Raw genomic sequence first — 22,350 nt, forward strand, 5'->3', positions numbered from 1 at the left:
GACGGTCCGGAGGGGTGCGGAATCGAGCCCAACCTTGGCTGGAATGGTCAACTGGCGACATGCCGTGGGGGACGGGCGTACGCCGTCCGTGTCGCCGCGTGGGGGTCGGGCACCCGGCACCGGTGAGGACTACGCTTCACCAGTGATGGACAACCCCGTACCGCCCCGTGCCGCCGACCCCGGGCCCCGCCGTCGTGATCGCCACGGACGGGGCATGCGTGGCCCGATCGCTCCGCCGCAGGTACCGCTTGCCGCGAGCCGTGCCGAGGCGTTCGCGGACCTGGTGCAGGACTCCGTGGAGCGGCTGGAACGACGCTGGCCGCAGCTCGCCGACATCGATTTCCTCGTCCTCGAGGTGCCCCGGCTGGCGGGGCCCGAGCAGGCCTGGAACGACGAGGCGGTGCCCCTGGGCGGCACGGTTCCCTCCCGGGACGGGCGGCCGGCCCGGGTGATCGTCTACCGGCGGCCGGTCGAGATCCGCACCAAAGGGCGGGACGAGCGGGCGGCGCTGGTGCACGAGGTGGTCGTGGAGCAGGTGGCCGAGGTGCTCGGGCTGACTCCGGAGACGGTGGATCCGCGGTACGGCGAGGACTGACCCGCCGGCCCCGCCCTGCTTTCCCCCTCCTACAGCCTCTGCGGCCTCCTACTTCTGCAGTACCGACAGGTCCTGGTCCGCCTGCGGTACCTCCACCGTGCTCCGGTCGTCCGGGAGGGTCTGGATCGTGAAGCCCGGGACGCCGTCCTCCGTCGCCTCGAGGATGCGGGCCGCGTAGACCGGGCCCCCCGACTGCGGCTCGACCGTCAGGGCGTAGGTGCCCTTCAGGCCGCTCGGCACCGGGGCCTCGATGTCCTCGGTGGTGCCCGCCTTGATCGTGTACGTCTTGGACACGGCCGTACCGCCGCCGCTGCCCGCCGACGCGGTGACCTTGACCTTCGCCGCGCGACCGGGGGCGGCCAGGGAGAGCGTGGAGCCCTTGGAGCTGTTGTCGGCGGACGTCGCGCGCGTGCCGACCGGGCTCGTGGCGGGGATGAACGCCGTCTCCTGGTCGCTCCCCTTGCCACGTACGACCCGAAGGGCCGCGACCACCGGCACGGACTGGTCGGTGGGCGTCAGGATGAGTGAGCCGGCCTCGCCGCGCGTGACGTCGCCCAGGTCGATCGCGGTCGTCATGCCCGCCTTCACGTGCAGCGTCTCGTTCCCGGCGGGGGTGATCGAACCGGACGGCGAGGCGAGCCGCACCTTCAGGTCGGCGTCGGAGTCGCCGGGCGTGAAGGCGATCAGGCGCACGGCCGTGGCGTCCTTCGGGATGCCGGGCAGGACCAGGCTGCTGGCCGGATCCCTCGACGCGGCCAGCCAGTCTCCGCCGAGCTTGTCGTCCAGCGCCTGTATGGCGGCGCCCACGCGCCCGCTGCGGACGTTCACATGGACGGTGAGGTTGTCCTGCTTCTCGTCGGTGAGCGTGGACAGCAGGACCGGCTCGCTGGAGTGCGGCTGGACCGTGATGCCCTCCCCCACCGTGGACTCCAGGGCGCCGTCCTTGCCGTAGAGCTCGATGTCGACGACGGCGGCGGAGTCGTCCGGGTTGGTCAGGTGCACGTAGTCCGTGCGGTCGGCGGCCGTGCTGGCGCCCGGGAACCAGAACTCCGTGTCCGGAGCGGTGCAGTTGACGCCCTGGAGGCCGCGGCCGGTGCCCGCGGCGACCTCGGTGGTCTCCTGGACGGTCCAGCCGGGCGCGAACTTCCCCTCGGCGGTGCCGACGAGCGCGGGCGAGTCGGAACCGGAGGCGTCCTCGGTGGCCGGGGTGCCGGGTTCCTTGGACTCCAGGACCGGCTTGTCCGCCTTCTGCTTCCCACCGCCCCCGCCTTCCGCCGACTGCTCGGTGGCGGTCTTGAGTTCGGCCTTGCCGTCGCTCCCGGTGCCCTTGGTGACGGGCGTGAAGGACGTGTAGGACGTGTCCGCGAGGTCGGAGAGGCTGGGCGCCGGGCACAGCAGGCTGGTGCGCTCCACGGGCAGTACGGCGGCCGCCTTGGCGGTGTCCGCGCCCGCGGTGTCCGGTGTGTCGAGTACGGCGAATCCGGTGACGGCGGCGAGCGCGGCGGCGCCGACGATCAGGGACAGGGTGGTGCGGTTCACTGCTGGCTCCCGTCGGGGCGCTCACTGCCGGGGCTGTGCGGATGCGGCTGCGGCGGTGGCTGCGCCGGGTCGTACGGCGCGTCGTAGCCCTCGTCGTAGCCCTGCTGGTACGGCTGCTGGCCGTAGCCCTGGTCGTACGGCGTCGAGGACTGGCCGCCGTACGCGTACGGGTCGTACTGGCCGCCCTGGTACGGATCGGGGTACGGCTGCTGGTCGTACGTGCCCGCCGGGTACTGCCGGCCGCCCTGGTACTGCTCGCCGCCGTAGCCGCCGTACTGGGCTCCCGCGTAGGTCGAGGAGTCCCACTCGTCGTAGGGCTGCTGCTGGGGGACGGCGACGGGGGCCTCCTCCGGAGGAGGAGGCGGGAAGTCTCCGGCCTGGCCCGTCTCTTCGGCCTCCGCCTGGGCGCGCAGACGGCGGGCGCGGCGGCCCTCGCCGGCGACGGGCTGGGCGGGGACGGACGGCTCCTCGGGGAGGTCGTCGTCGACGTCGCGGCGGCGGCCGGGCAGGGCCAGCACGACGAGGACGACGGCCAGGGCGCCCTGGATCCACAGCCAGACGGTGTGCGTGAAGGGGGCGTCGAAGGTGACGTCCAGTGTGCCGCCGGTGGTGGGCAGTTCGAAGCCCTGGGCCCAGCCGTCGACCGTGGTGGGGGTGAGCGGCTTGCCGTCCAGGGTGGCCGTCCAGCCCTCGGCGGCGGTGTCGGCCAGGCGCAGGATCCGGCCGTCGGAGCCGGCCGGGACGGTGGTGTGGATCTCCACGGGTCCCGCGGCGACGGGCTGCGGTCCCCCGGTCCTGGAGACGATGGTGGCGCGCGCGACCTCCTGGTTGACCCGCCACAGCCCGCTGCCGTCCTGCTGGCTGAGCCTGCTCAGGCCGGGTGTGGCGTCCAGGACGCGGGTGACCTCGCGGGGTGCGCCCTTGTGGACGAGGACGTAGCTCACGGCGAACTTGCCGAGCTCGTCGGCCTGGTCGGCGCCGGAGCCGGCCACGAGGTTGGCGACGATCTTGTCGAGGCCGCTGTTCTCGCCGTCGGCCGCGGCGAGTTCGGCGTCGCCGAGGCGGGCGCCGGAGCCGCGCACCAGCATGTAGCCGACGTGGGCCGCGGAGTCGCTGTCGAGGACGAGGGTGCGGGCCTGGTCGCTGGTGCCGCTCTCCTCGGCGACGAACGCGGGCACCTGTACGGGGTCGCGCCGCTCCAGCGGTCCGTCGGCGCCGCCGATCATCCAGCCGGCGGCGACGAGCAGCGGGCCCGCGGCCGAGGCGAAGGCGATCAGCGCGGCGACCGGCTGGCGCCAGCCGAAGCTCTGCTCGGCCACGCGCGCGCGTGCCCCGTCGGCGCCCAGCGTGGCGGCGGCCAGGAGGGCGAGGCCGTAGACGAGGGTGGCGGGCCCGGCCCAGGTGGAGGCGTTGGACAGGACCGCGAAGACGAGGCCCACGAGGGCGGCGGCCCAGGCCGTCCAGATGGAGAACTGCCGCTCGGAGCGCAGCAGGGCGGCCAGCGCTGCCAGCACGACACCGATGAGCATCAGCCCGCTGACCGTGCCGGGGCCGCCGGGGCTGGCGCCGAGCAGGTCGAGGGCGGAGGCGGCCGAGGAGCCGTACTCCATGCCGGCCTGGTCGAAGAAGCCGAACGGCAGCAGCGACAGCGACCAGGGCGCGAGGACGAGCAGGGGCGTGCCGAGCTGGGCCAGGAAGCGCAGGCCGTAGGTGGTGATCTCGGCGCGGCGCACGGCCAGCAGGCCGATGCCGAGGACCAGCGCGATGGGCCAGATGATCGGGGTGAACGCGGTGGTGATGGTGAGCAGCAGCGCGTACGCCCAGGTGGCGCGCCAACTGCCGCGCGTGCCGGAGGTGTTCGCCAGTCCGCTGGCCGCGACGCCCGCGCGCGCGATGAGCGGCAGCAGGATGGCCAGCACCGCGGTGCCGATGCGGCCGCCGGCGAGGGCGCCCGCCGCGGCGGGCAGGAAGGCGTAGACGACGGCCGCCCACGCGCGCAGGAGGCGTGACTCGACGAGCGGGCGGGAGGCGAAGTACGCGGTGAAACCGGCCAGCGGCACCGAGCAGACCAGCAGGACCGTGACCGCGAGGCCGGTCGAGCCGAACAGCACGGAGGCGAACATCGCGACGATCGCGAGGTACGGCGGCGGGGACGGGGTGCCGCCGGTGCCCACCGTGTGCCAGGCGTCCAGATAGCGCGACCACAGCTCGCCGGCGTCGGACGGGGCGGGCAGCAGGGCGCCGCCGGCGAGCGCGCCGCCGCCGAGCAGGTTGCGGCAGGCGATCAGCGAGACGAACAGCAGCACCAGGAAGAGCACCGGGCCGGGCTTGCGGGCGACGCGCTTGAGGCGGACGAACTGCTCGACCTCCAGGAAGTCGGCGTCGTCGCCGCCGGGCCCGGACTCGACCGCGGCGCCGTGCCGCCCGGCCCCGGAGGTCACCTCGGGGTCGGAGCTGCCGGCGAGGCTGCCCGCGGCCTGTTCCACGGTGGCGCGGATGGTCGCGCCGGGCGGCGGGAACAGCGGCCGCAGCTCGTCCTTGTCGACGGCCGGACGGCCGCGCCTGCGGCGCCCGGCGAGGATCCGCTCGGGTCGCAGCAGGGTGCCCAGCAGGCCGCGGATCTCGTCGACGGCCTGTCCGGGGACCTTGCCGACGAGGTAGGCGACGGTCCGCAGGAGGGTGCCGACGACGAGGCGCAGCAGCACCCAGGGCAGCCCGGCCGCGCGCGTGTTGACGAGCAGGGTGTAGGCGGCGCCTGCCTTGTCGACCTTGTGCGGGGAGGCGGTGGTACGGCCCGCGCAGTCGACGGTGCGGCGCTCGCGCGAGGCGGCCTCCGCGTGTCGTACGACGGCTTCCGGGGCGATCAGGACGCGGTGGCCGGCCGCGTTGGCACGCCAGCACAGGTCGACGTCGTCGCGCATCAGGGGCAGCCGGCGATCGAAGCCGCCGAGCTGCTCGAAGACGTCGCGCCGGATCAGCATGCCGGCGGTGGAGACGGACAGCACCGGCCGGACGTGGTCGTGCTGGCCCTGGTCCTGTTCGCGGCGGTCGAGGCCGGTCCAGCGGCGGCCGGAGTGGGCGATGCTGACGCCGATCTCCAGCAGCTGCCGGCGGTCGTACCAGCCGCGGAGCTTGGGGCCCACGACGGCGATGTCGTCCCGGCCCAGCTCGTGCTCGTCCTCCACGACGCGCAGCAGCTGGGCCAGGGCGTCGGGTTCGGGGGCGCAGTCGTCGTGCAGCAGCCACAGCCACTGCACCGGCTCTCCGTGCGGGAGGTCGGGCAGGTCGTAGGCGTCGTCGCGCCATGTGCGCGTGACGGGGTCCCAGCCGCTGGGCCGCTTCAGGTACGGCAGCTCCTCCGGAGTGAGGACGGGGGCGGTGCGGCCCGCCTCCTCGACGGCCTGGCCGAAACTGGTGCGACGGGCCAGGTGCAGCACCCGGTCGGCGCCGAGGGCGTCGGTGACCAGCCGGGCGGAGTCGTCCGCGCTGCCGGTGTCGGCGCCCATGGCGAACTGCACCGGGCGCTCCTGGCCGAGCAGGCCGGCGAGCGCGTCGGGCAGCCAGCGGGCGCCGTCGTGAGAGACGAGGACCGCGGTCACCACATGACGCGGAAACTCGGGAGTGGCAGCGTCGTGGTGAGCTGCCGTGTGGCTGTGCACGGACATCGAGGTACGGGCCCCGGTTCGGTGGACTGCGGTGGACGCCTGTGCCCCGAGGGGGCAGCGGTGCGTCTCGGACGAGCGCCCACACTATCGGCTGGGCATGACGGCGGCCCGCCGCCTGTGGATAACCCCTTCGCGACGGGCCGTACGTGACGTGTGTATGTGCGTCTGCGGGCGTTCGTTGTGCGTCTACGGGCGTACGTGAGGGTGTGCGCCCTCCGGTCAGACCGCGGCCTTCTTCAGCCGGCGCCGCTCGCGCTCGGACAGGCCGCCCCAGATGCCGAAGCGTTCGTCGTTGGCGAGGGCGTACTCGAGGCACTCGGAGCGGACTTCACAGGCCAGGCAGACCTTCTTGGCCTCGCGGGTGGAGCCGCCCTTCTCGGGGAAGAAGGACTCGGGGTCGGTCTGGGCGCACAGCGCGCGCTCCTGCCAGCCGAGTTCCTCGTCCGCGTCGTCGACCAGCAGTTGCTGCACCAGCTCGGTCATGTGCGCCCCTCGTCTGTCTTTCGCGTCCCCGTGATGTGGCCGTTACCGATTTCGGCTGAACGACACGAGTGAAATTACAAGTGTGCTGCTCCGGGCGAGTCAAGCCGAGATCTGCTATTGAGCCCCTTATTCACTCTGCGGAACCAAGGCCTAGCGGAAAGTGTTCAAATCGGCATAAACCTTGACAAGCAGATGAGACCCGAGAGGGCCTGCCGTCCCGCGCGCAGCTGATCCGGGCCTGTACGGGGAAGGACGCCCAGAAGTTCGATCTCGTTCCGCGCGCGCGACGAAGCGAACCGGATCACATTCGGATCACGGGATCGCAACGAGGCGTGTGCGCCCGGTTGTGCGCCATGTGTCCCGAGTGCCGCCTGAACAAACCTTTCGCCACAGAGATGGACCGGATGAGGTGAAAGATGTCCCACCTGCCGGACCTCGAGTTGACAGTGCAGGTGTGAACCGGTGTCCTTGTGGGCATGCTCGCGAACTCGGCACTCACCTCGACCCGCTCCGCCGGGTCCCTCGGTGCTGCCCGCGCTCGCCGCAGCTGTTGTTGCTGTCCCAGCTGTTGAGCCCAACGCGCTCCAGCTGCGCCTGAGTCCACCGCGACTCGGCTGCTGTTCCCTGAAGCCCCCACCAGGGCATCTCTCCCGCCCGCGATCCGGGCGGACGGTACGTGACATCCAGCCCTCCCCCACACTCTTCGCCGAGGAACCACCGCATCCCATGAACAGCGACAGCGACCTCCAGATCGCCGGCGACATCCTCGAAGTCCCGCACCTTCTCCAGCCACCGCGCGAGCACCCGGCCACCGTCGCCGAGTTCGCCGGCCTGGCCCGCTCCATCGCCGCCGACCGCTCCCAGTGGGAGCACCTCGTCCAGTACGACGCGACCACGCGCTGGTACCACCGGCTGCGCACCGGTCCCGGCTACGAGGTGTGGCTGCTGTCCTGGGTGCCCGGCCAGGGCAGCGGACCGCACGACCACGGCCGCTCCTCCGGAGTACTGACCGTCCTGGAGGGCGCGCTGACCGAGCGCACCGAGCGGGGCACGCGCGCGTTGAGCGCCGGTTCGCAGCGGGTGTTCGCACCGGGTTACGTGCACGACGTGGTCAACGACGCACTCGAGCCGGCGGTGAGCCTGCACGTCTACTACCCGGGGCTGACGGAGATGCCGATGCACTCGGCATGCACAGCCCGGGAAGCACAGGACGAGGTGGACGTCGTAACCGCCTGACGCGTTGTCGTACCCGCCTGCCAGACTTGCTCCCATGCGCATTGTGGTTCTGGCAGGCGGCATCGGTGGTGCCCGGTTCCTGCGCGGTCTGAAGCAGGCCGCGCCGGACGCGGACATCACCGTCATCGGCAACACCGGGGACGACATCCACCTCTTCGGGCTGAAGGTCTGCCCGGACCTCGACACGGTGATGTACACGCTCGGCGGCGGCATCAACGAGGAACAGGGCTGGGGGCGGTCCGACGAGACCTTCCATGTCAAGGCGGAGCTGGCGGCGTACGGCGTCGGGCCCGAGTGGTTCGGACTCGGTGACCGGGACTTCGCCACGCACATCGTGCGGACGCAGATGATCGGCGCCGGATACCCGCTGAGCGCGGTGACCGAGGCGCTGTGCGATCGGTGGAAACCGGGCGTGCGGCTGATCCCGATGACCGACGACCGGGTCGAGACGCATGTGGCCGTCGAGATGGACGGCGAGCGCCGGGCGATCCACTTCCAGGAGTACTGGGTACGGCTGCGGGCCTCGGTGCCGGCCGAGGCCGTCGTGCCGGTCGGGGCGGAACAGTCCAAGCCGGCGCCCGGCGTCCTGGAGGCGATCGCGGAGGCCGACGTCGTGCTGTTCCCGCCGTCCAACCCGGTCGTCTCCATCGGCACGATCCTCGCCGTGCCGGGTATCCGCGAGGCGATCGCCGATGCCGGGGTGCCGGTGGTGGGCCTGTCCCCCATTGTCGGGGACGCGCCCGTGCGCGGGATGGCCGACAAGGTGCTCGCGGCGGTCGGCGTGGAGTCGACGGCCGCGGCGGTCGCCGAGCACTACGGCTCGGGGCTGCTGGACGGCTGGCTCGTCGACAGCGTGGACGCGGGCGTGGTGGAGCGGGTCGAGTCGGCCGGGATCCGCTGCCGTGCCGTACCGCTGATGATGACCGACCTCGACGCGGCGGCGCGGATGGCGCGGGAGGCGTTGGAACTGGCGGAAGAGGTGCGGGCGGCTTGAGCGAGGCAACCGAAGCGAGTGCCGCGTCCGCGAACGGCTACGGCGTCTGGGCGGTGCCCGGGCTTCCCGAGGTGGCGCACGGCGACGACCTCGCGAAGCTGATCGCCGCCGCCGAACCCGGACTGGCCGACGGGGACGTCCTGCTCGTCACCTCGAAGATCGTGTCCAAGGCGGAGGGGCGCATCGTCGAGGCGGCCGACCGGGAAGCCGCGATCGACGCGGAGACCGTACGGGTCGTGGCGCGGCGCGGTGCGCTGCGGATCGTCGAGAACCGGCAAGGGCTCGTCATGGCCGCCGCCGGGGTCGACGCCTCCAACACCCCTTCCGGGACAGTGCTGTTGCTGCCCGAGGATCCGGACGCGTCCGCGCGGGCGATCCGGGACGGGCTGCGGGACGCCCTCGGCGTCAATGTCGGGATCGTGGTCACCGACACCTTCGGGCGACCGTGGCGCACGGGGCTCACGGACATCGCGATCGGCGCCGCCGGCGTGCGCGTGCTGGACGATCTGCGCGGGGGCACGGACGCGTACGGCAATCCGCTCAGCGCGACGGTCGTGGCGACGGCGGACGAGCTGGCCGCCGCCGGTGATCTGGTCAAGGGCAAGGCCGCCGGGCTGCCCGTCGCCGTGGTGCGCGGGCTGCCGCACGTGGTGGCCGAGGACCACGGGGAGGGGGCGCGGGCCATGGTGCGCGGCGCGCGCGACGACATGTTCCGGCTGGGGACGTCGGAGGCGGTTCGGGAAGCGGTCACCCAGCGGCGCACGGTGCGGGCCTTCACCGACGAGCCCGTCGACCCGGGTGCCGTACGGCGGGCGGTCGCGGCGGCTGTCACTGCGCCGGCGCCGCACCACACGACGCCGTGGCGGTTCGTGCTGCTGGAGTCGCAGGCCGCGCGGACCGAGCTGCTGGACGCCATGCGCGAGGCCTGGATCGCCGATCTGCGGCGGGACGGGAAGAGCGAGGAGTCGATGGCCAAGCGGGTGCGGCGGGGCGATGTGCTGCGCAATGCGCCGTACTTGGTGGTGCCCTGCCTGGTGATGGACGGGTCGCACACCTACGGCGACCCGCGGCGGGACGGGGCCGAGCGGGAGATGTTCGTGGTCGCCGCGGGCGCCGGTGTGCAGAACTTCCTGGTCGCGCTGGCCGGGGAGCGGCTGGGATCGGCGTGGGTGTCGTCGACGATGTTCTGCCGGGATGCCGTTCGGGAGGTGCTGGGCCTGCCGGAGGACTGGGATCCGATGGGGGCCGTGGCGGTGGGGCATCCGGCCGAGGAGCCTCGGCCCCGGGCGGAGCGGGATGCGGGGGCGTTCATCGAGGTGCGGTGAGCCGGGGCGTACGGCCACCTGTTCGTCGTACGACCGCCTAGTCTCTTAGGACATCCGACGCCTCCGACTTCTCCGGGATCTCATTCGTGGCTGGACGGTTCGCTCCTCGGCCCACGCGTACGACTGTGCGCGGTGGCGGGGTCGTCGTGCCCGCCGCGCGCCGGGGGGCACCGGTGGCCGCGGGGCGCGTGCGGACGTGGGTGCCGGACGGGCCGCTGGATCTGGGGCTGGTGCTCGGGCCGCTCAGACGGGGGCCGGCGGATCCGACGTTCCGGGCGATGCCGGACGGGTCGGTGTGGCGGGCCACTCTCACCCCTACCGGGCCGGGAACGCTGCGGGTTGTGGCGTACGGCGGTGAAGTGCGCGGAGAGGCTTGGGGCCCGGGGGCGGAGTGGCTGCTGGAGAAGTTGCCCGAGCTGCTCGGGGCCGCCGACGATCCGTCCGTTTTCGCGCCCCGGCACCGAGTGGTGGCGATGGCGCGGCATCGGCGGCCGGGGCTCCGGCTGACGCGGACCGGGCTGGTGCTGGAGTCGCTGATTCCGTCGGTTCTCGAGCAGAAGGTCACGACCGATGAGGCGTATCGGGCGTGGCGGTCGCTGGTACGGAAGTTCGGGGAGCCGGCGCCGGGGCCCGCGGCGGGCGGGCGGCTGTGGGTGATGCCGGCGCCTCGGACGTGGGCGCTGATTCCGTCGTGGGAGTGGCATCGGGCGGGGGTCGACAACAAGCGGGCGTCGACGATTCTGCGGGCTGTACGGGTGGCGGGGCGGCTGGAGCAGGCAGTGGGGATGTCTCCGGCGGCCGCACAGGCTCGGTTGGAGGTCGTGCCGGGGATCGGGCCGTGGACGTCCGCGGAGGTGGTGCAGCGCAGCCATGGGGCGGCGGATGCGGTGACCGTGGGGGATCTGCATCTGCCGGGGATCGTGGGGTGGGCGCTCGCCGGGGATCGGTTCGCGGATGACGCGGTGATGTTGGAACTGCTGGAGCCGTATGCGGGGCAGCGGCATCGGGCGGCTCGGTTGATCTTGCTGAGCGGGAAGGGGCCGGCTCGGCGGGCGCCGCGCATGCCTCGGGGGGACATCGGGCGGTTGTGACGGCGGTCGGCGTCTCGGTGACCGGCGTCTCGGTTACTGGCGTCTCGGTTACTGGCGTCTCGGTGACCAGCGTCTCGGTTACTGGCGTCTCGGTGACCGGCGTCTCGGTGACCGGCTCTGGGGCTCAGCCCCCAGAGGACCAGAGCCCCCGACCTATGCCCACCCACCACCCGTCTCGGTCGGACGATCGCTACTGGTCCGAAGAGAACCGCACCGCCCCCGCCGGGATCCTCGCGTCGCACCACACCCGCATACCGTCGCGCAGTTCGTTGTCGGCGCCGATGATCGCGCCGTCGCCGATGACCGTGCCGGTGAGGAAGGAGCGTTCGCCGACGCGGGCGCGGGTGCCGATGAGGGAGTCGGTGATGACGGCGCCGGGTTCGATGACGGCGCCGGGGAGGATGGTCGAGCCGAAGACCCGCGCGCCCTCCGCGACGAGGGCGCCCTCTCCCACCACCGTGCCGCCCGTCAGTTTCGCGTCGGGGGCGACCGTGGCCGTGGGGAGGATGAGGCGGTCGCCGCAGCGGCCGGGGACCGCGGGGGACGGGGCCCGGCCCAGGACCAGGTCGGCCGAGCCGCGGACGAAGGCGGCCGGGGTGCCGAGGTCCAGCCAGTACGTGGAGTCCACCATGCCCTGAAGATGGGCGCCTGCCGACAGCAGGTCCGGGAAGGTCTCCCGCTCCACCGAGACCGGGCGGCCCGTCGGGATCGTGTCGATGAGCGAGCGCCGGAAGACGTAGGCGCCCGCGTTGATCTGGTCGGTGACGATCTCCTCGGGGGTCTGCGGCTTCTCCAGGAAGGCCAGGACCCTGCCCGTCTCGTCCGTGGGGACCAGGCCATAGGCGCGCGGGTCGGTGACCTTGGTGAGGTGGAGGGAGACGTCCGCGCCGGTCGTCTCATGGGTGTCGACCAGGGCCCTGATGTCGAGGCCGGTGAGGATGTCGCCGTTGAAGACCAGGATCGGGTCGTCGGGGCCCGAGTGCAGCCGGGACACGACATTGCGGATCGCGCCGCCCGTGCCGAGCGGTTCCTCCTCGGTCACGTACTCGATGTGGAGGCCCAGGGAGGAGCCGTCGCCGAAGTACGGCTCGAAGACCTCCGCCAGATAGCTGGTCGCTAGGACGATGTGGTCCACGCCCGCCGCTCTCGCTCTCGCCAACTGGTGCGTGAGGAAGGGGACCCCGGCCGCGCGGACCATGGGCTTCGGGGTGTGCACGGTGAGCGGGCGCAGCCGGGTGCCCTTGCCGCCGACCAGGAGGATCGCTTCTGTCACCTGTCGTCTCTGCTTCCTGCCGGGACCGGCCGAACTGTCTTTCGGCCGGCCAGTGTATGCAGACCGTTGTGACAAACGGACAGACTCCGGTGAGGGACGGATGGTTCCCGAGTTGTCCCTAGCGCCCCTGGTAACGGGCCGCCGTCGTACGGGTCGTGCCGAGCTTGCGGTAGAGCTGCCATCCGGGGCATGCCGTGAGGAACCCGTCCCGGTGGCCGGAGATCACATTCAGTCGTACGTTCTTTCCCTTTCGGTAGAGATTTCCACCGCCGGACTTCAGGTATGTCTTTCCGCTCGGATTGGCGCCGTGCAGGCCGAGCTTCCACGCGGTGAGCCGGGCGACGGCCTTCACCGCGGCGCCGGACGGCTTGGTGGCGCCGAAGCTGCCGAGGACGGCGATCCCCATGCTGTTCGTGTTGAAACCGAGCGTGTGTGCGCCCAGGACCGGCTTCGCCACGCCACCGGCACGGCCCTCGTAGATGTTTCCGCACTTGTCGACGAGGAAGTTGTAGCCGATGTCGCGCCAGCCCATGCTCTTGACGTGGTAGCGGTAGATACCGCGAATGACGGAGGGAGCCTGCGCGCAGCGGTATCCGTTGCCGGATGCCGTGTGGTGGACGAAGGCCGCCTTGACCTTCTTGGTGTAGACGAACTTCTTCTCCCGCAGCTTCTCGTTCGCGCCCCAGCCGCGGCGCATGACGATACGCGGGCGCGGGCCGATGTACGGCTTCGCCCGCTGCGGCTGCGTCAACTCGCCGGCGCGCAGGGCGAACAGCTCCTGCTCGGTCTGGTTCCGGCCGAGCGCCGGGATCTCGCTGGCGCCGAAGGGGGCCAGGGCGGCGTTGACGGCGGAGGCCTCGGCGGATGCCTGAGCGGCCGTCTGGGCGGATGCCTGAGCGGAGGTCTGAGCGGCGGCCAGGGCCTCGGCCGGTTCGGCGGTCGGGGCGATGTCGCGGTGGACGCCGGGGGCCGGGGCCGGCATCCACCGCGCATGCGTGACGCTGGATACCGCCTGGGCCGCGCCAGGCTCGGCCGGCGCCTCCCGAACCGCCCCCGCCGACTCCTCCCCCGGGTCCACCAGTTCGAGGCGCATCCCGGACGGCAGCGGGGACACTTCCGTCGCCGCTTCCGCCCCCGTGCCCGTGCCCGTGCTCCGAGTTGTCTCCGCCGACCCGCCTTCGGTCTCCGCCCGGACCCTGACCTCCACGCCGTCCGAGTCGCCCACCCACAGCGGTGCCGTGGCGCCGCGCGCCCGGCCGGAGGTGCGTTCGGCCGTGTCGGGGTCGGCCGCGTGGTCGGCGTTGTGCGTCTCGACGTCCTGCCAGCCGGACCAGTTGTCCGTGCCGGCCGCGCGGGTACGGACCTGGACCCGGCCGTGCAGTTCGGCGTCCGGGTCCTCCCAGACGACGCCGACGAGTGAGAAGTGCCGTACGTCCCGGCGCGGCAGCCCCTGTTCGGCCGCGGGGCCGAGGGTGCGGTCGCGGGTGAGGGGCGCGAGGGGCAGCGATTGGGTGTGGCCGGGCGCTTCCGCGGTCGGCGCCGTTCTCGCGGTCGTCTCGGCCGGCGCGCTCACCGCGGCGGCGGGCGGGGTCAGCGGAAGGGCCAGGGCGGCCGCACAAGTGACACCGATCGAGGAAGCAAGGAATCCACGCATGCTCCTGATCTTGGACATAGTCATACATATCTGTCCATCGGGGAATTGACGGACCATCGGCCGGCGTTCCGCCGAACCGGTGGCGATCCGGCGGCCCCACCACTCGATGCGCGTCCGCACGCACGCGTACGCTTTTGCGGGTGAACGCCACCGACCGCACCCCTGCCGACCTGCTGCGTTCCGCGCTCGCCGCGGATCCCGGGCGCCCGCTGATCACCTTCTACGACGACGCCACGGGCGAACGGGTCGAATTGTCCGTGGCCACCTTCGCCAATTGGGTGGCCAAGACCTCGAACCTCCTCCAGGGCGAGCTCGCCGCCGCACCCGGCGACCGGGTCGCGCTGCTGCTGCCCGCGCACTGGCAGACGGCGGTGTGGCTGCTGGCGTGTGCCTCGGTGGGCGCGATCGCGGACGTCGACGGGGATCCGGCCGCGGCCGACGTCGTGGTGAGCGGGCCGGACACGCTGTCCGCAGCGCGGGCGTGCAACGGTGAGCGAGTCGCCCTCGCGCTGCGGCCGCTGGGCGGGAGGTTCCCGCAAACGCCGGAGGGCTTCGCCGATTACGCCGTCGAGGTGCCGAGTCAGGGGGACCGATTCGTGCCGTTCGCGCCGGTGGATCCCGAGGAGCCCGCGCTGATCGTGGCCGGGCGGGAGTTCAGCGGGGCCGAGGTGGTTGAGCGGGCCCGGGCCGAGGCGTCGGAGCTGGGGCTTATCGGGCCGGGGTCGCGGATTTTGTCTGGGCTGTCGTACGAGACGTGGGACGGGCTGAACGCCGGGTTGTACGCTCCGCTGGCTACGGGGGGGTCTGTGGTGCTTTGCCGGAATCTGGGGCAGTTGGGGGAAGAGGCGTTGGCCAAGCGGATTGAGAGCGAGCGGGTTTCTGTTACCGCTAGGTAGAGGTGGGTGACCGCCTGCTTTTTGCGCACCCTGCGTCTCGGTGACCGGCCCTGGGGGCTCCGCCCCCAGACCCCCGGACCTATGCCCACCCACCGCCCGACTCGGTTGGGCGAGAAGTGACACCCGTGGGATCTATGCCGCCTACCCACCACCCCGACTCGGTTGGGCAAGAAGTGACACCCGTGGGGCCCATGCCGCCCACCCACCGCCCCGGACCGGTCAGGCAAGAAGTGACACCCGTCGGAGCTATGCCGCCCGCCCACCGCCCCGACCCCTCGGACGAGAAGTGACACCCGTTCGGCCCAGCTCCACCCGCCCCCCGGCCCCCATCCACGCCATCGTCGTAAGAGCAGCCCGCACCACACGCTCGTACGTCATGAGGGGTGGATCCAGTCGTGACCGACACCGCAGGCGCGTCCGCTAGTGGCCGTGGGCTGGCGCGGCGGCGTCGGCGGCGGTGGGTGCGGTGGACGGGGCTCGTGGTCGCCGTGGTGGTCGTCGTGGCGGCCGGGGTCGGGTGGGCGCTCTACGCGAAGCTGGACGGCAACATCACGTCGGACGAGGCGGCCGCGGCCGAGCTCGCGCGGTACGAGAAGGATCGGCCCACCACGCTCGTCCGGGGCGCGCGGAACATCCTGCTGATCGGGTCGGACTCACGGTCCGGGGACGGGAACCGGCGGTACGGGCGGGACTCCGGGACCGAGCGGTCGGACACCACGATCCTGTTGCACCTGGCGGCTGGGCGGCGCAGCGCCACCGCCATGTCCCTGCCCCGCGATCTGATGGTGGACGTGCCGGGTTGCCGGCGGCCGGACGGCACGCGCTCCGAGCCCATGTTCGCGATGTTCAGCCACGCCTTCCAGGTGGGCGGTTCGGCCTGCACGATCCGGACCGTCGAGAAGCTCACGAACATCCGGGTCGACCACCACGTGGTCGTCGACTTCCACGGGTTCAAGGACATGGTCGACGCGGTCGACGGCGTCGAGGTGTGCCTGAAGAAGCCGATCCACGACAAGGCCGCCAAGCTGAGGCTCCCGGCGGGCCGGGTGACGCTCAACGGTGAGCAGGCCCTCGGGTTCGTACGCGCCCGGAAGTCCCTCGGCGACGGCAGCGACACCGACCGGATGGACCGGCAGCAGCGTTTTCTCGGGGCGCTCGCCAACAAGGTTCGCGACAACGACGTTCTGCTGAATCCGGTGAAGCTCTACCCGGTGCTGGACGCGGCCACTTCGTCGCTGACGACCGACCCGGGGCTGGCGAGCTTGCGTGGTTTGTACGAACTCGTGCGCGGGCTGCGCGACATCCCCACCGAACGTGTGCAATTCCTGACGGTGCCCCGGGAGTCGTACGTCTACGACGCCAATCGCGACCAGCTCGTGGAACCCGAGGCGGAGAGGCTTTTCGAACGGTTGCGCGTGGACGCGCCGATCGAGGTGGCGAAGGCGGTGCCGGAAGGGGATCGGCGCGATTCGGCGGCGAAAAGCCGCAATTCCGCCGAGGACGCCCAGAAAAACGACGAGAACTCGCCCATGGGCATCGGCGATGATTCGCCCGCGCAATCGTACGACTACAGCGAGTACGCCTACCAGGACTCATCCGGCGATCCGTACGACGACGAGAAGGCGGGCGGAAAGCGGCCTGGGGAACCGTCGGCCACCCTTTCCCCCGCGCCCACGTTCCGCGGGAACACGGCCGCCGAGGACACCTGTGAGTAAAGCATTCACCAAGGTGACGAACTGCCGCCCGAGCAAATGGGCGGTATGCCCGGTTGTAGGGACGTGGAATATGTCACCGGCGTCGTTGGACGCAATATGAGCCAGTTAGTGTGAGCGACCCAGTGCACCCGACCACGAGGTCCGTCCTTGGGTCGTGCACTGAGTGACCGAGACCCGGGCGCCTTGCGAGGGGGGAAGGCGCCGCGTGCCCCGACGGAGGATCGGACAACCGTGGACGCGCAAGGCCGAGGGCGGGCGGACGACATCGACCCCGCAGACCAGTGGGTACTCAATCCGAACACCGGCGAATACGAACTGCGACTGACCCCTTCCGCACCGCAGTCGCCGCAGTGGCCGCAACCGTCCGTGCCCAGACCACGCGGCTCCGCCCCCGGCCAGGCGGGCAGGGTCTCCAGCCGTACGGCATCCCCCGCGGCCCCCGACCGCGAAGTGCCGCCTCCGCGCAGGCGGCGCGGCGCGCCCCCCGAGCCGCCGCCGGGGCGGCGCGGGCGCCGGCCGGTGAAGAAGAAGTCGAGGGCGAAGAAGATCCTGCTGTGGACCGGCGGCACGATGGCCTTCGTGCTGGTGGCCGCGGCGGGCGCCGCCTACTTCTACATCGAGCACCTCAACTCCAACATCACCGCCGTCGCCGACGACGGGGCGAGCACCGGCGGTTTCCAGAAGGACAAGGCGATCAACATCCTGTTGATCGGCACCGACAAGCGCACGGGCGCGGGCAACGAGAACTACGGCGACGCGGGCAGCGTCGGCCACGCGGACACCACGATCCTGCTGCACGTCTCCAAGGACCGGACGAACGCGACCGCGCTCAGCATCCCGCGCGACCTGATCGTCGACGTCCCGAACTGCCCGACCACGCTGCCCGACGGCACCGAGAAGAACATCCAGGGCACCGACCAGGTCCGTTTCAACACGAGCCTCGGCCAGGACGAACGTACGCCCAGCTGCACCGCGCGGACCGTGACCGAGCTGACCGGGATCAAGCCGGACAACTTCATGGTGGCCGACTTCAACGCGGTCAAGACGCTGACCACGGCGGTCGGCGGGGTCGACGTGTGTCTCGGCAAGGACATCGACGACCCGGACTCGCACCTGAACCTGAAGAAGGGCATGCAGCACATCCAGGGCGAGACCGCGCTCGCCTTCGTGCGCACCCGGCACGCCGTCGGGTTCGGCGGCGACCTGAGCCGGATCACGTTGCAGCAGAACTTTCTCAGCGCGCTGATGCGCAAGCTGAAGTCGAACGACACGCTCAGCAGCCCGACCAAGATGATCAAGCTGGCCGAGGCGGGCACGAAGGCGCTGACCGTCGACTCCCAGCTCGACAGCATCACCAAGCTGAAGGACCTCGGCCTGGAGCTGGGCAAGCTCAACGTCAAGAACCTGACCTTCACCACCGTGCCGGTGATCGACAACCCGGCGGAGAAGGTGAAGGTGACGGTGGTCGTCAACGAGACGACGGCTCCCCAGGTCTTCGACATGATCAAGAACGACATCTCGTTCACCGCGGTCAAGGCGAAGAAGAAGAAAGAGGCGGCCGCCGTGGCCGCCCGCCTCAAGGGCACCAAGGCCGCCGCCTCCGAGGTGCGGGTGCGCATCCTCAACGGCGGCGCCCCGGCCGGCAGCGCGCAGGAGACCCTCACCTGGCTCCAGAACGACGAGGACGTGCTGAAGTCCGAGAACGCGGGCAACGCGGACGCGGAGTTGAGCAAGACCACGCTGGAGTACGCGCCCGACCAGGCCGACCAGGCCCGCCGCCTCGCCGACATCCTGGGCCTGTCCGGCTCCGCGATGAAGCCGGGCGAGAGCGTGACCAACGACCAGGGTCTGCCGGCGATGACGCTGACTCTCGGCAAGGACTTCAAGGGCGCGGGCGTGAAGCTCAACTCCTCCTCGGGAGCGACGCCGGAGGGAGTGCAGAAGTCCACCGCGGACAAGGTCGAGTGCGCGAAGTGACCTGAGGGGCCTGTCGTGCGTCTAACAGGACGTACGACAGGCCCGTTCGTCGAGTGGCGCTGAGCGCGAGGGTGGGGAGACCAGGGGACATGACGTACAGCGGTGTGCACGGGGAGGGGGCGCGAACAGGCGTCCGGCCCGCTGGTGAACCTGGCTGGGAGGGCGGCCGTAAGGGGGACGGCGGGGACGGCGCCGGCAGACGCGGCACGGGGCGCGGGGACGACGCCGGTAGACGCGGCACAGGGGGCGGGCACGGCGGGCGGCGCGGGCGGCGGCGGCCGGGGCGCAAGCACCGGGTGCTCAGGTGGTCCGCGACCACTCTCGCGGTGCTGATACTGGGCACGGCCGGCGCCGGATACCTCTACTACCAGCACCTGAACGACAACATCCAGAAGGGCGAGCGCAGCAGCGGCGACTCCAAGGCGAAGAAGACCGAGGCGAACGCCGCCGGACAGACGCCGATGAACATCCTGCTGATCGGCTCCGACAGCCGTAGCTCCGACGCCAACGTGGCGCTGGGCGGCGGCAAGAACGACCGCGGCAACCCGCCGCTGGCCGACGTGCAGATGCTCATCCACCTGTCCGCGGACCGCAAGAGCGCCGCGGTGGTGAGCATTCCGCGCGACACCCGGGTCGACATCCCCAAGTGCAAGGATCCGGACACCGGTGACACCTACCCGGCGACCAACACCATCATCAACGCGTCGCTGGGCCGCGGCGGAGCGGGCTGCACGCTGGCCACCTGGGAGAACCTCACCGGGATCTACATCGACCACTGGATGACGATCGACTTCTCGGGCGTGGTGAGCATGGCGGACGCCATCGGCGGCGTCGAGGTGTGCGTGAACCAGAACGTGTGGGACCGCCCGCTGCCGGGCGTGCCCGGCGGCTCCGGCCTGAAGATGAAGGCCGGCACCGACAAGGTCAAGGGCAAGGAGGCGCTCCAGTGGCTGCGCACCCGGCACGCCTGGGGCAGTGACCCGCTGCGGGCCCGGGCCCAGCACATGTACATGAACTCGATGATCCGCACGCTGAAGAGCCAGAACGTCTTCACCGACGGCGGCCGGCTGATGGACCTGGCCGAGGCGGCGACGAAGTCCCTGAAGGTCTCCGAGGAGATCGGCACGGTCAAGGAGCTGTACGACCTGGGCATGCAGCTCAAGACGGTGCCCACGAACCGCATCACCATGACGACGATGCCGACCGTCCAGGACCCCGAGGACGACAACCACCTGCTGCCGGACGAGGACAACGCCGAGAAGATGTGGGCGATGGTCCGCGACGACGTGCCCTTCGACGACAAGGGCGGCAAGGACGGAAAGGGCGGAGAGGGCGCGAAGACGCCCGGCGCCTCCACGCAGACAGCCGGCACATCCGCGCAGACAGCATCCTCCGAGCCCGCCGCGGCGGACGACGAGATCGGCGTCCTCGTCCAGAACGCCACGCAGTCCGCCACCCTCGGCCCGGTCTCCGGGCGCGCCGGCGCGATCGCCGAGGCACTCGTGAACAAGGGCTTCGCCCAGGCGGCCAAGGACACCTCGACAGCGCTCTCCGAGGCCAGGACCGTCGTGCGCTACCCGAGCGCCGATCTGCGGGGCGACGCCCAGCGCGTCGCCAAGTCCCTGGGAATTCCGGTGAGTTCGGTGCAGCGGTCCACGGACGTCTCCGGTGTCACCGTCGTCGTCGGCGCCGACTGGCGCTCCGGCACGACGTATCCGAAGCAGTCGGCGCCGAAGGCCGGAGACCTCCCCGGCAACTCCGACGCCATCAACGGATCGGACACCGGGCAGTGCATGGACGTGTACAAGCCCTATCAGTGGTAGTCGAACGCGGCGCCGTCGGCGTACGTACTCAAGGGCCAAGGGGAACTCGCACACCCGGGCGATGAATTCCCAAGCAATTGGGGTGGATTGGCCGGTTGTAGGGACGTGTAATTTGCCATGCCGTCACTCGTCGGCGAACCGGGCGGATAGTGTGAGCGATCCAGTGATCCCCGGCCATGAGACCTGCCCCGGGGTCGTGGCCCTGACGGAGGATTCGGACAACCGTGGACGCGCAAAGCCGTGGGCGGGCGGAGAACATCGACCCCGCAGACCAGTGGGTACTCAATCCGAACACCGGCGAATACGAACTGCGACTGACCCCTTCCGCACCGCAGTCGGCCGTCCCGGGGCCGCGCAGATCTCCTGCCCGGGACACATCACGTGACACCCCCCGTGAGACATCCCGGAACGCCTCCCGTGACCCCGGCGCTCCGGTGCGCCGTCGTACGGCTCCCGGGGCCCCCGGCCGCGAGGTTCCGCCGCAGCGCAGGCGTGGCCCCGCGGCCGACGAACCGGTCGCGGGGCGGCGCGGACGCCGGCCGGTGAAGAAGAAGCCGAAGGCGAAGAAGGTCCTGCTGTGGACCGGCGGCAGCATGGCGTTCGTCATGGCCGCCGCGGCGATCGGCGGCTACGCCTACCTCAAGCACCTCGAGGGCAACGTCGCGACGACCGACATCGGCAGCGCGGGCGCGAGCGACTTCAGCAAGGACGAGGCCTTCAACATCCTCATCATCGGCACCGACAAGCGCACCGGTGAGGGCAACGAGGGCTACGGCGACAAAGGCAGCGTCGGGCACGCCGACACCAACATCCTGCTGCACGTCTCCCAGGACCGGACGAACGCGACCGCGCTCAGCATCCCGCGCGACCTGATCGTCGACATCCCCGACTGCCCCACGGTGCAGGAGGACGGCAGCGAGGAGGTCATCGCCGGACTCCAGGACGTCCGCTTCAACCGGAGCCTCGGCGAGAGCGGCCGGGACCCGGGCTGCACCATGCGCACGGTGGAGGAGACCACCGGCATCAAGCCCGACCACTTCATGATGGCCGACTTCAACGCGGTCAAGACGCTGACCACGGCGGTGGACGGCGTCGAGGTGTGCGTGGAGAAGGCCGTCAACGACAAGGAGTCGAAGCTGGTGCTGCCCGCGGGCACGTCCAAGGTCGAGGGCGAGCGGGCCCTCGCCTTCGTCCGCACCCGGCACAGCTTCGGCAACCAGGGCGACCTCGACCGGATCAAGGTGCAGCAGCAGTTCCTGGGCTCGCTCATGCGCAAGATGGCCTCCAGTGACACCCTCACCAGCCCGAGGAAGCTGCTGAAGCTGGCCGACGCCGCCACCAAGGCGCTGACCGTGGACAAGGCCATCGGCAAGGTCGGCACGCTCAAGGACATCGCCCTGGAGCTGAAGAAGGTGCCCACGAAGAACATCACCTTCACCACGATCCCGGTGACGGACAACCCGACCGAGGAGATCAAGGCGACGGTGGTCGTCAACGAGACGACGGCGCCCCAGGTCTTCGACATGATCAAGAACGACGTCTCCTTCACCGCGGTGAAGCAGCAGCAGGCGAAGGAGAAGGCCGCGGTCGCCGCCCGCCTCAAGGGCGCCAAGTCCGCCGCCTCCGACGTGCGGGTGCGCATCCTCAACGGCGGCGCCCCCGGCGGCAGCGCCCAGCAGCAGCTCGCCTACCTCCAGACCGAGGCGGGCGTCGACAAGTCCGAGAACGCGGGCAACGCGGAGCAGGAGCAGGCGAAGACGACTCTCGAGTACGCCCCCGACCAGGCCGACCAGGCCCGCCGACTGGCCGACATCATGGGCCTGTCCGGGTCCGCGATGACGCCGGGCGAGAGCGAGATCAACTCCCAGGGCCTGCCGACGATGACCCTCACCCTGGGCAAGGACTTCAAGGGCGCGGGCGTGAAGCTCAACTCCTCCTCGGCGCCGGCGCCGGACGTGGAGAAGTCCACGGCCGACAAGGCCCAGTGCGCCAGTTGACAGGTCAGTCGATACGTCAGTCGAGACGCCAGTTGACGTTCTAGAGCAACCTGTCGGGCCCGTCGTATGTCTTCAGGACATAGGACG

General features: G+C 71.1%; 15 protein-coding genes. 10 read left to right on the forward strand and 5 right to left on the reverse strand.

The genetic code is table 11. The features are described from left to right. Nucleotides 1–145 precede the first annotated feature (145 nt). The gene (locus tag AB0I77_RS34565) at nucleotides 146–595 is read left to right on the forward strand and encodes a metallopeptidase family protein (protein WP_363286839.1); all 450 of its coding nucleotides are present in this window, start codon (nucleotides 146–148) and stop codon (nucleotides 593–595) included. A gap of 48 nt (nucleotides 596–643) precedes the next feature. Here AB0I77_RS34565 and AB0I77_RS34570 read toward each other — a convergent pair whose 3' ends face one another. The 3 genes from AB0I77_RS34570 to AB0I77_RS34580 all read right to left on the reverse strand — a co-directional run bounded on the left by AB0I77_RS34570 (nucleotide 644) and on the right by AB0I77_RS34580 (nucleotide 6,282). Beyond that, the gene (locus AB0I77_RS34570) at nucleotides 644–2,134 is read right to left on the reverse strand and encodes a DUF5719 family protein (RefSeq protein WP_363286722.1); all 1,491 of its coding nucleotides are present in this window, start codon (nucleotides 2,132–2,134) and stop codon (nucleotides 644–646) included. After that, nucleotides 2,131–5,799: a glycosyltransferase gene (locus AB0I77_RS34575; protein ID WP_363286723.1), complete on the reverse strand. Its 3,669-nt coding sequence runs from the start codon at nucleotides 5,797–5,799 to the stop codon at nucleotides 2,131–2,133. The genes AB0I77_RS34570 and AB0I77_RS34575 overlap by 4 nt, the downstream gene beginning before the upstream one ends. Before the next feature lie 219 nt (nucleotides 5,800–6,018). Continuing rightward, nucleotides 6,019–6,282, reverse strand: coding sequence for a WhiB family transcriptional regulator (locus AB0I77_RS34580; RefSeq protein ID WP_003975777.1), 264 nt, complete (start codon nucleotides 6,280–6,282; stop codon nucleotides 6,019–6,021). A 726-nt stretch (nucleotides 6,283–7,008) separates the two neighbouring features. Here AB0I77_RS34580 and AB0I77_RS34585 point away from each other — a divergent pair. The 4 genes from AB0I77_RS34585 to AB0I77_RS34600 all read left to right on the forward strand — a co-directional run bounded on the left by AB0I77_RS34585 (nucleotide 7,009) and on the right by AB0I77_RS34600 (nucleotide 10,928). Further along, entirely contained in the window at nucleotides 7,009–7,518 is a 510-nt protein-coding gene (locus AB0I77_RS34585) for a cysteine dioxygenase family protein (protein ID WP_363286724.1), read from the forward strand. A gap of 34 nt (nucleotides 7,519–7,552) precedes the next feature. Next, the gene (gene cofD, locus AB0I77_RS34590; protein WP_363286725.1) at nucleotides 7,553–8,512 is read left to right on the forward strand and encodes a 2-phospho-L-lactate transferase; all 960 of its coding nucleotides are present in this window, start codon (nucleotides 7,553–7,555) and stop codon (nucleotides 8,510–8,512) included. Continuing rightward, nucleotides 8,509–9,837, forward strand: coding sequence for a coenzyme F420-0:L-glutamate ligase (locus tag AB0I77_RS34595; RefSeq protein WP_363286726.1), 1,329 nt, complete (start codon nucleotides 8,509–8,511; stop codon nucleotides 9,835–9,837). Before cofD ends, AB0I77_RS34595 begins: the two co-directional genes overlap by 4 nt. A gap of 86 nt (nucleotides 9,838–9,923) precedes the next feature. Beyond that, nucleotides 9,924–10,928 (forward strand): DNA-3-methyladenine glycosylase 2 family protein, encoded by a 1,005-nt coding sequence (locus AB0I77_RS34600; RefSeq protein WP_363286727.1) that lies wholly within the window; start codon nucleotides 9,924–9,926, stop codon nucleotides 10,926–10,928. A gap of 190 nt (nucleotides 10,929–11,118) precedes the next feature. Here the strand turns inward: AB0I77_RS34600 and AB0I77_RS34605 are convergent, their stop codons facing one another. Together AB0I77_RS34605 and AB0I77_RS34610 are read right to left on the reverse strand one after the other, a co-directional pair. Then, the gene (locus AB0I77_RS34605) at nucleotides 11,119–12,201 is read right to left on the reverse strand and encodes an NDP-sugar synthase (RefSeq protein WP_363286728.1); all 1,083 of its coding nucleotides are present in this window, start codon (nucleotides 12,199–12,201) and stop codon (nucleotides 11,119–11,121) included. 118 nt (nucleotides 12,202–12,319) lie between these two features. Beyond that, a complete protein-coding gene (locus AB0I77_RS34610; RefSeq protein ID WP_363286729.1) occupies nucleotides 12,320–13,855 on the reverse strand; it encodes a peptidoglycan recognition protein in 1,536 nt (511 codons plus the stop codon). A gap of 140 nt (nucleotides 13,856–13,995) precedes the next feature. On the opposite strand from AB0I77_RS34610, the gene AB0I77_RS34615 reads away from it, so the two are divergent. The 5 genes from AB0I77_RS34615 to AB0I77_RS34635 all read left to right on the forward strand — a co-directional run bounded on the left by AB0I77_RS34615 (nucleotide 13,996) and on the right by AB0I77_RS34635 (nucleotide 22,263). After that, nucleotides 13,996–14,751 carry a TIGR03089 family protein gene (locus AB0I77_RS34615; RefSeq protein ID WP_363286730.1) on the forward strand — a complete coding sequence of 252 codons (756 nt, stop codon included), beginning with the start codon at nucleotides 13,996–13,998 and terminating at the stop codon, nucleotides 14,749–14,751. Nucleotides 14,752–15,146: 395 nt separating this feature from the next. After that, nucleotides 15,147–16,466 (forward strand): LCP family protein, encoded by a 1,320-nt coding sequence (locus AB0I77_RS34620; protein ID WP_363286731.1) that lies wholly within the window; start codon nucleotides 15,147–15,149, stop codon nucleotides 16,464–16,466. A gap of 231 nt (nucleotides 16,467–16,697) precedes the next feature. Further along, nucleotides 16,698–18,443 carry an LCP family protein gene (locus AB0I77_RS34625; protein ID WP_363286732.1) on the forward strand — a complete coding sequence of 582 codons (1,746 nt, stop codon included), beginning with the start codon at nucleotides 16,698–16,700 and terminating at the stop codon, nucleotides 18,441–18,443. Between the two features lie 89 nt (nucleotides 18,444–18,532). Continuing rightward, nucleotides 18,533–20,266: an LCP family protein gene (locus tag AB0I77_RS34630; RefSeq protein WP_363286733.1), complete on the forward strand. Its 1,734-nt coding sequence runs from the start codon at nucleotides 18,533–18,535 to the stop codon at nucleotides 20,264–20,266. A gap of 224 nt (nucleotides 20,267–20,490) precedes the next feature. Further along, on the forward strand, nucleotides 20,491–22,263 hold the full coding sequence (locus tag AB0I77_RS34635; protein ID WP_363286734.1) for an LCP family protein: 1,773 nt from the start codon (nucleotides 20,491–20,493) through the stop codon (nucleotides 22,261–22,263). Nucleotides 22,264–22,350 lie beyond the last annotated feature (87 nt).

This window comes from Streptomyces sp. NPDC050619 (assembly GCF_040654815.1).
Lineage (GTDB): Bacteria > Actinomycetota > Actinomycetes > Streptomycetales > Streptomycetaceae > Streptomyces.